This is a genomic window from Heyndrickxia coagulans DSM 1 = ATCC 7050, assembly GCF_000290615.1.
GTDB classification, from domain to species: Bacteria; Bacillota; Bacilli; order Bacillales; family Bacillaceae_C; genus Weizmannia; species Weizmannia coagulans.
In genome coordinates, this window is record NZ_ALAS01000009.1 from 1 (window position 1) to 8,436 (window position 8,436).

Consider the following 8,436-nt stretch of genomic DNA (forward strand, 5'->3'; position numbering starts at 1 on the left):
CTCTAATTATTTAAATTATTACATATTTAGCCGCATTTTTGGGGGGGATAGTTAAATTATCACGAAAAATTTTTACTCCTCAGAGCTGATGGGCTGGGCCTTATTCGAGCACGCTTTCAGGAGACCAGCGAAACAGTAGTAGCCCTTCAATTCCTCATACTGAATCTGGAGCGCAAGCTCAGGGTTCTTTTTTTGAAATTTTTACACAACACTATTTTATATTTTGATAATCGGAATTTGGCTTGTATCTGACCAAATTTGATTCGTTCAGCAAGCCCCAGTTATTTTTCCTTTTTTATGGGCTTCCGCAAGTCGGGATCAAATTTTCTGCCGAGGTTTGCGGGATTATCGGGATTATTTTTCTTGGCGGCAGTTATATGGCAGAAGGGTTTTCCGGAGGGCTTGCAGGCGTTTCGAAAACGCAGATTGAGTCCGGGCTTGCGATCGGTCTGAGCAGGTTCCAGCTGGCACGCTACGTCATCTTTCCGCAGGGATTGATGCTCAGTGTCCCGGCATTCGCCGCAAATGTCATTTTTTTAATCAAGGAAACCTCTATCTTTACCGTGTTGGCGATTCCGGAACTGACCAACACGGCACTTGACTTGATCGGGATGTATTACAACACGAATGAGTATCTGTTTATGCTCGTTGTGGCTTATGCCATCATTTTAATTCCATTGTCCATCTTGCTGACATGGCTGGAGAAGAAGGTGCGTTATGGGACATTTGGGAATTAATATCTTTTTTGAAGGAGCCAACTTTTTACGTTTACTGGGTGGATTATACGTATCGGCAAAAATTGCTTTTCTGTCCATCGTTTTCGGCGGTATCCTCGGCATCGTGCTGGGGGTTTTAAGGACATTGCACAATCCGTTGCTCCGCCTTTTACTCAGGCTGTATTTGGAGTTTTTCCGCATCGTGCCGACGATTGTCCTGTTATTTTTGTTTTACTATATTCTGCCGCAAAGCTTTAACATCAACTATAAGGCGGATACGGTCGGGACGATTGTCTTCAGCCTGTGGATGGCTGCTGAAATGAGCGATATTGTCCGTGGTGCGCTGATTTCTGTCCCAAGGCATCAGGTGGAATCCGGAAAAGCGGTCGGTTTAAGCACGGTTCAGCTTTACCGGTACGTGCTGCTGCCGCAATCAGTCCACTTAATGATTCCGGCGACCATTAACCTGATGACCAGAATAATTAAGACGACTTCCCTTTTGCTATTGATCAGCGTAGTGGATGTCATCAATGTCGGCCAGCAAATCATCGAAGCGAATAGCCACCGCTATCAGGATGGTGCGTTTTGGATATACGGTTTTATATTTATCCTGTATTTCATTTTATGCTATCCGCTTTCCCGGCTGGCAAGGCGGTTAGAAAGGAGGGGCAAAGCAGGGGCTAATGGCTGAACCTTTACTGAAAGTCGAACATTTAAAAAAATCGTACGGTGAAAAACAAGTGCTGGAGGATATCTCTTTCGAAGTGGAGGAAGGCAGTGTTGTTGTTCTCCTCGGGCCGTCGGGATCGGGAAAAAGTACATTGATCCGCTGCTTAAACGGTCTCGAAGCCTTCCAGGGTGGCACCATTCTGTTTAATGGGGAAACCGTGCGGCCGTCGTCGAAAAATTGGCGCAGGCTCAGGCAGCAGATCGGAATGGTTTTCCAGAGCTATGATCTGTTTCCGAATATGACGGTGTTGGAAAACATCCTGCTCGGTGCAGTGAAAGTCCAGAAACGGAAAAAAGACGAAGCGGCGCGCCAGGCAATGGGCCTGTTAAAGGAAGTCGGCATGGAGCAGTATGCCAATGCCTATCCGCGCCAGCTTTCCGGCGGGCAGAAACAGCGGGTGGCGATTGTCCGCGCGCTTGAGCTGAACCCGAAGCTGATGCTGTTTGATGAAGTGACCGCCTCGCTTGACCCGGAAATGGTGCGCGGCGTGCTCGAGATCATCCTGCGGTTGGCAAGAGAAAAGATGACGATGATTGTCGTCACGCATGAAATGAATTTTGCCCGGAAAATCGGGGATAAAATCTTGTTTTTGGAAGACGGGAAGATTCTCGAAGAAACCCCCGGACGCCAATTTTTCACAAAACCGCAGACAGAGCGGGCGAAAAATTTTCTGGAAAGCATGGATTTTTAAAAGAAAAATATTTTGGAGGGTTAGACCATGAAAAAGCATCGTTTGTTTGGTTTGGTTTCAGCATTTTTATTAATTTTGTCGCTGGCGCTTGCAGGCTGCGGCAAAAGTTCCGGCAATTCTTCAAGCAGCAATCCGTCCAGTGTTTCAGCCATTAAGAAAAACGGCACGATCAAAATTGCCGTATTCGGCGATCTTCCGCCATACGGATGGGTCGATAAAAACGGGAAACGCCAGGGATATGATGTTGCGCTCGCCAAACAAGTTGCCAAAGATCTTGGCGTAAAAGTGAAATTCGTGCAAGTGAATGCCAACAGCCGTGTGGATGCATTGAAATCAAATAAAGTGGATCTGGTTCTGGCGAATTTTACAGTCACACCGGAACGGAAGCAAGTTGTTGATTTTGCCAAGCCGTACATGAAAGTTTCCATCGGTGTTGTTTCACCGAAGAAAAAGCCGGTCACAAGTGTCAGCCAATTAAAAGGCAAGTCTTTGATCGTCAACAAGGGCACCACTGCGGAAAACTATTTTACAAGCAAACAAAAAGATGTGAAATTGCAAAAGTACGATTCCAAAACAGAACAGTTCAATGCGCTTAAAAACGGGCGGGCCGTTGCACTGGCGGACGACAATTCCTACCTGTATGCCTGGGTGAAAAACCATCCGGATTATACGGTTGGCATTAAAACGCTCGGGCCGAACCAATATATTGCCCCTGCTGTGAAAAAAGGGAATCAATCGCTCCTCAATTGGATGAACAAAGAAATTACGAAGTTAAACAACAATGGCTTTTTCAAAAGTGATTACAACAAAAATCTGGCGCCATATTTTGGCAGTGATATCCGTGCGGAAGACATCATTATAACGAAGTAAAAAAGGCAGGCTGCCGTTTTTGCAGCCTGCTTTTCTTTAATTGGCGGGGCTTTTTTCGGTTTCCGCGGGCCGGCTTTGCTTTGTTCCGCGCGAAAGCAGAAACTGTTGTTTGTAAGGCTTGGTTGTGGCCGCACCATGGACGTACGTTTTATAAACATATGGAGACGTCATGGCTCTCAGCATCGCGCCGTAGTCCATATAAAATCTCACCTCATCGCCCGGCACGAGAACCGCATTTTGTGTATCCAAAATGATATGGTCGCTGCTTGAGCCAATGATATAGAACGGCCGGACAGGGGTAAGGCCTGAAACAAGCACATCATGCCGCCCTGCACTGACAATCGTCCGCCTTCTGTTGCCTCTGTCAATAAAGGTGACCTGTTCCCCGAATGCATTTTTGCCGATTGTCCCATACGGCACGGAAGGTTTGATTTTTGATTCGATGACTTCGGCAACAAAGCAAAAGGCATCCTGATATAAAGACGGAATGGTATGCCCGCCTGATGTTTCGCGGCCCAGCAAAATGGACTCGCCGAGCCGCACATTGTTTACGGCCCCGGCGTCTTTTGTTTTTACGGCCCAGTTGTAGTTGGCGGAGTTGCCGCCGGAAACATAAGGAAGTTTGAGGGAAAACAGCTCCTGCATGGCATGGACAAACCGGGAAAACGCCTGCATCTTCTGTTCGGTCGGGAGCACGCCTCCAAAGCAGGCAAAATTTGTCCCGATTCCGGCCAGTTCAATCCCGGGGCAGGTTAATATTTCTCTGATCACAGCAGGGGCATCTTTTAATAATATGCCTTCCCTCAAATCTCCCATTTCCACCATCAGGATGATTTTATGGGTTTTCTGTTGCCGCACCGCTTCAGCGGATAATGCGCGGATCGTATCCAGCTCCGTGTTCATGCTGATATCCGCAAACCGGACCGTTTTTTCCGCTTCGCTGATCCCGGGGGCACGGAGCAAAATCAAATCCGCCTTGATTCCCGCTTTTCTCATTTTTTCGATATTTGCAATCTTCGAGTCTGCGAGGCTTTTGATGCCTGCATCCACCAGGGTGCCGGCAATTTTTAAATCGGCTGCGACACCTTTCACAACGCCTGTAATGCTGATTCCTTTCCTCCCAAATAATTGTTTTAATGTTTTCGCATTATGCCGGATCTTCTCCAGATTGATTTCCACCCGTGGCAGAACGGCCATCAGGAAACCACTGCCTTTTTCAGGGAAGGGAAGAAATCGATCAGGGCGTTTATGATTTTGTCTGTGCCGGTTTTTAAAACATCCGTAACCGGAAGATGGTAAGTTTCTTCATAGCGGCGGATGGTGTCTTCCAGTTCGCTGTCTGCCATTCCATCATGGTTGAGCGTAATGCCGATGACTTTTGTCTTTCCGAAATGTTCAATCAGGCTGATTTCATCTTCCACTTTCGGCACTTCGGCAAATGGAAAATCGGATAAATATTTTCGTTTCGGGGCGTGCTGTAAAATGACTGCTTGCGGCCTTGCTCCTTTTAAAATGCCGGTTGAGCTTGCATATGCCGGGTGGCTGAGCGCGCCCTGGCCTTCCACGATGATAATATCCGGGTGTTCTTGTTTATTGGCCCGCAAAATTTCGCGTTCCAGTTCGCCGATTAAATATTGGAGCGGGAAAGCATCCATCGCAAACCCGTACTTGGCGCCCTGGATCAAACCTGTCTGCCCGGTTGCGATAAATGCCGGGCGGTAGCCTTTTTCCATGAATGCCTTTTCAATGCATTTGGCGGTTGTCCGTTTTCCGCAGGCCCCGTCTGTCCCGAGCACGGCAACGACAGGGGTGTTCATTTTCAAAATTTCTCCGGTAAACAAAGTCCATTCTTTTTTCGGCCGCGGTTTACGGATATCGCGGATCGTGACACCGCAAGCCTTTGCATGGGCCACCATTTCTTCATCATCGGTTAAGAATTCCTGGAGCGGGTTAATGATGTTCAATCCGGCTTCCATTGCCTGCAGGATGACTTTTCTTTCTTCCGGCTTTAAAAAGGCGTTCGCCGGCGCGATGCCGAAAATGAAGTCATCCGGTTTCGGGCCGGAGTGGATGAGCGCGTCTTCCAGGTCTTTGCAAACCGGAATGCCGCTCCATTTGTTGTCGAGGAGCATGCCGGCATCCTGCCCGTGTTTGCTGCTGTCAATGACGGCAGTAATGGTGTAATTCCCGGGTTCACGGATGAGCCCGTTTGCTGTTTTGCCATCTGTTGTGCCAAATTGGTTTTCGCAATACACAATTGCCCGCTTTTTCATTGCCATCCCTCCATTTATTGAAATTTAGGCAACACAAAAAGAACACCTAATGGCTTCAAATAGTAAAAATACTAAAGAAGATAGCTGTCCGGGTTTACGTATGGGCATGCCGGAAACCCCAGGTTATTGGAAGCTTCCAAATATTATTATAACAATGTTGTGGAAAAAAGGGAAGCCGGAAGCATGCAACCAGGACAGCAAAAAAAGGGGCAATTCCGCTGCCAATCCGGCATTTGGAAAAGCCCCTTGCATTTGGAACGGCGGGCATTCACCCGAGTCTCATTTTAAAGTCGTGATAACCGAACTCACGGACAATTGTGCAATCGCCGTTTTTGTATTGGATCGCGATGGCCGGAAGCGGCATGCCATTAAAGGTGGTGTTTTTCACCATGGTGTAGATGGCCATATCGTCAAATACAAGGCGGTCGCCTTCTTTAAGCGGCTTATCGAAGGAATAATCGCCGATCGTATCGCCGGCGAGGCATGTTTGGCCGCCAAGCCGGTACGTATACGGTTTTTCGCCCGGCTCCCCGGCCCCGATGAGCGGCGGGCGGTACGGCATTTCCAGCACATCCGGCATATGGCACGAGGCGGACGTATCGAGGATCGCGATGTCCATGCCGTTTTTCACTGTGTCAAGCACTGTCGTGACAAGATAGCCGGCATTTAAAGCAACAGCTTCGCCCGGCTCAAGGTAGACTTCCAAACCGTACTTGTCCTGCATCCGCTTGATGCATTTTTCGAGCAAGGGAATGTCATAGCCTTCCCTCGTAATATGGTGGCCGCCGCCGAAATTGATCCATTCCATTTGCGGCAGCCATTCCCCGAACTTTTCTTCAACGGCATTCAGCGTTGTCTCCAGATCGTCCGCATTTTGCTGGCAGAGCGTGTGGAAATGGAGGCCGGTTACGCCGTCCAGAAGATTAGGGCGGAACTGTTCCTGCGTCACACCGAAGCGCGAGCCCGGCGAACAAGGGTCATAAATTGCATGCCCGGTCTGTGTCGAGCATTCCGGATTGATGCGCAGGCCCGCCTTTTTCCCGCCTGCAAGCACGCGGCCTTTGAATTTCTCAAGCTGTGAAAATGAATTAAAAATAACATGATCGCAAATCGAGACGATCTCATCGATTTCATCTTCACGGTAAGCGGCGGAAAAAATATGGTTTTCTTTTCCCATTTCCTCATGCCCGAGGCGCGCTTCATACAAGCCGCTTGCTGTTGTCCCGCTCAAGTATTTGCCGATGAGCGGGTACAAAGCAAACATCGAAAAAGCTTTTTGCGCCAAAACAATTTTACACCCGGTCCGTTTCATCACGCCGTTTAAAATTTTCAAATTGTCTTCGAGCTTTTGTTCATCAACTACATAGCAAGGCGTCGGCAGTTCTTCAAATCGCATCAGTCGACAAGCTCCGGATTATAGCTTTCTTTCCACGGCAGGCCCCATTTGTTCAGAGCTTCCATGAACGGATCAGGATCGAACTCTTCCACATTATAAACGCCTTTTCTGTCCCATTTGCCCTGGATCAGCATCATCGCGCCGATCATCGCCGGCACGCCGGTTGTGTACGATACCGCCTGCGAGCCGACTTCTTTGTAGCAGGCTTCATGGTCGCATACATTGTAAAGGTAATAGGTTTTGTCCTTGCCGTCTTTTTTGCCGCGGAAAATGCAGCCGATATTCGTTTTCCCTTTTGTGCGCGGGCCGAGGGAAGCCGGATCCGGCAGCACAGCTTTCAAAAACTGCAGCGGCACGATTTGTTTGCCTTCAAATTCAATCGGCTCAATTGAAGTCATGCCGACGTTTTCCAGGCATTTCAAATGTGTCAGGTAACTTTCGCCAAACGTCATGAAGAAACGGATCCGTTTAATGCCAGGGATATTTGCGGCAAGCGACTCCAGCTCTTCATGGTGCAGCAGGTACATGTCGCGTTCGCCGATTTCAGGAAAATCATACACGCGTTTGATCTCCATCGGTTTTGTTTCGATCCATTTGCCGTTTTCCCAGTAGCTGCCGTTGGCGGAAACTTCGCGGATGTTGATTTCCGGGTTGAAGTTTGTTGCGAACGGATAGCCATGGTCGCCGGCATTGCAGTCCAAAATATCAATATAATTGATTTCATCAAAATGGTGTTTCAGGGCATAAGCGGAAAATACGCCTGTTACGCCCGGGTCAAAGCCGCTGCCGAGAAGGGCGGTAATGCCGGCTTCTTCAAAACGTTCGCGGTATGCCCATTGCCATTTGTATTCAAATTTTGCCGTGTCTTCCGGCTCATAGTTCGCGGTGTCGAGATAGTTTGTTTTTGTTTGAAGGCAGGCTTCCATGATGGTTAAATCCTGGTAAGGCAGCGCCAGATTCATGACGACATCCGGTTTCACTTTTTCAATTAAAGCAACCAGTTCATCGACGTGATTGGCATCGACCTGTGCAGTCGTCACTTTCGTTTTTCCGCCGTCAAGCTTTGCTTTTAACGCATCGCATTTTGATTTCGTGCGGCTTGCGATGCAGATTTCTTCAAAGACTTCGCTGTTTTGGACACATTTATGCGCAGCGACCGATGCCACGCCGCCGGCCCCGATAATCAACGCTTTTCCCATTCTTCTGTCTCCTTCAAATAGAATTTTTGCATAATAAAAAGCAAGTGCAATCCGCATACGTGCGCACAACACTTGCTTGAAATCATCATCCTAAAAAAGCATGCATATCCGCATAAACAGATATACGCCTGCCATAAAAGTCCGTGGACAATATGGAAGAAAGCTTTATATTCTTATAGGATCAGAGTCTATATAGCAAATAATTACTTTTACCACTCTTATTGATCGTTTCACAAGTTGATGTGCACAAGCACCGGTTGTAAAGTAACCAACTTATAAAATTTGAGTTTCCCACTCAATCAATAAGGCAACCAAAAGTTGCCGATTCGGCATTTGGCCCGGCACACCGATGCCTTTACTCCACTGGCCAAAATTATCTGCTTGGAAAGACTCCTGATGCTGAATATATGCCTTCCAAATCATGCTCTTCTATCGTATCAGCACGGACTTAAAATAGCAAGAAGAAAAATTTTCGAGCTTTTTGCGATGTTAACAATTTTTCTTTCAATGCAAATAGAACACCACCAGAAATATAATATTGTCAGATAAATATATGCCCAT

Annotated in this window: 8 protein-coding genes and 1 pseudogene; 5 read left to right on the forward strand and 4 right to left on the reverse strand. The window is 47.7% G+C overall.

Annotation, left to right across the window (positions count from 1 at the left end; genetic code table 11):
* Window positions 1-81: 81 nt before the first annotated feature.
* The 5 genes and pseudogenes from IC21_RS16595 to IC21_RS00495 form a co-directional block, all read left to right on the forward strand.
* Window positions 82-252, forward strand: a pseudogene (locus IC21_RS16595) (IS5/IS1182 family transposase); the annotation flags it as partial.
* Window positions 243-737, forward strand: coding sequence for an ABC transporter permease subunit (locus IC21_RS00480; RefSeq protein WP_029142989.1), 495 nt, complete (start codon window positions 243-245; stop codon window positions 735-737). The pseudogene IC21_RS16595 and the gene IC21_RS00480, both read left to right, overlap by 10 nt.
* Window positions 718-1,407 (forward strand): amino acid ABC transporter permease, encoded by a 690-nt coding sequence (locus IC21_RS00485; RefSeq protein WP_013860859.1) that lies wholly within the window; start codon window positions 718-720, stop codon window positions 1,405-1,407. The genes IC21_RS00480 and IC21_RS00485 overlap by 20 nt, the downstream gene beginning before the upstream one ends.
* Entirely contained in the window at window positions 1,400-2,137 is a 738-nt protein-coding gene (locus IC21_RS00490) for an amino acid ABC transporter ATP-binding protein (RefSeq protein ID WP_029142988.1), read from the forward strand. The genes IC21_RS00485 and IC21_RS00490 overlap by 8 nt, the downstream gene beginning before the upstream one ends.
* Window positions 2,138-2,164: 27 nt before the next feature.
* Window positions 2,165-3,007, forward strand: coding sequence for a cysteine ABC transporter substrate-binding protein (locus IC21_RS00495; protein WP_019720100.1), 843 nt, complete (start codon window positions 2,165-2,167; stop codon window positions 3,005-3,007).
* Window positions 3,008-3,043: 36 nt separating this feature from the next.
* On the opposite strand, the gene IC21_RS00500 is transcribed toward IC21_RS00495, so the two are convergent.
* The 4 genes from IC21_RS00500 to IC21_RS00515 all read right to left on the reverse strand — a co-directional run bounded on the left by IC21_RS00500 (window position 3,044) and on the right by IC21_RS00515 (window position 7,875).
* Complete coding sequence (locus IC21_RS00500; protein WP_029142987.1) at window positions 3,044-4,204, reverse strand: alanine/ornithine racemase family PLP-dependent enzyme; 1,161 nt, start codon at window positions 4,202-4,204, stop codon at window positions 3,044-3,046.
* Window positions 4,204-5,280, reverse strand: a complete 1,077-nt coding sequence (locus IC21_RS00505) for an N-acetyltransferase DgcN family protein (RefSeq protein WP_019720099.1) — start codon at window positions 5,278-5,280, stop codon at window positions 4,204-4,206. Before IC21_RS00505 ends, IC21_RS00500 begins: the two co-directional genes overlap by 1 nt.
* 268 nt (window positions 5,281-5,548) lie before the next feature.
* On the reverse strand, window positions 5,549-6,676 hold the full coding sequence (gene nspC, locus IC21_RS00510) for a carboxynorspermidine decarboxylase (RefSeq protein ID WP_029142986.1): 1,128 nt from the start codon (window positions 6,674-6,676) through the stop codon (window positions 5,549-5,551).
* Window positions 6,676-7,875 (reverse strand): saccharopine dehydrogenase family protein, encoded by a 1,200-nt coding sequence (locus IC21_RS00515; RefSeq protein WP_013860852.1) that lies wholly within the window; start codon window positions 7,873-7,875, stop codon window positions 6,676-6,678. The genes nspC and IC21_RS00515 overlap by 1 nt, the downstream gene beginning before the upstream one ends.
* Between the last annotated feature and the right edge of the window lie 561 nt (window positions 7,876-8,436).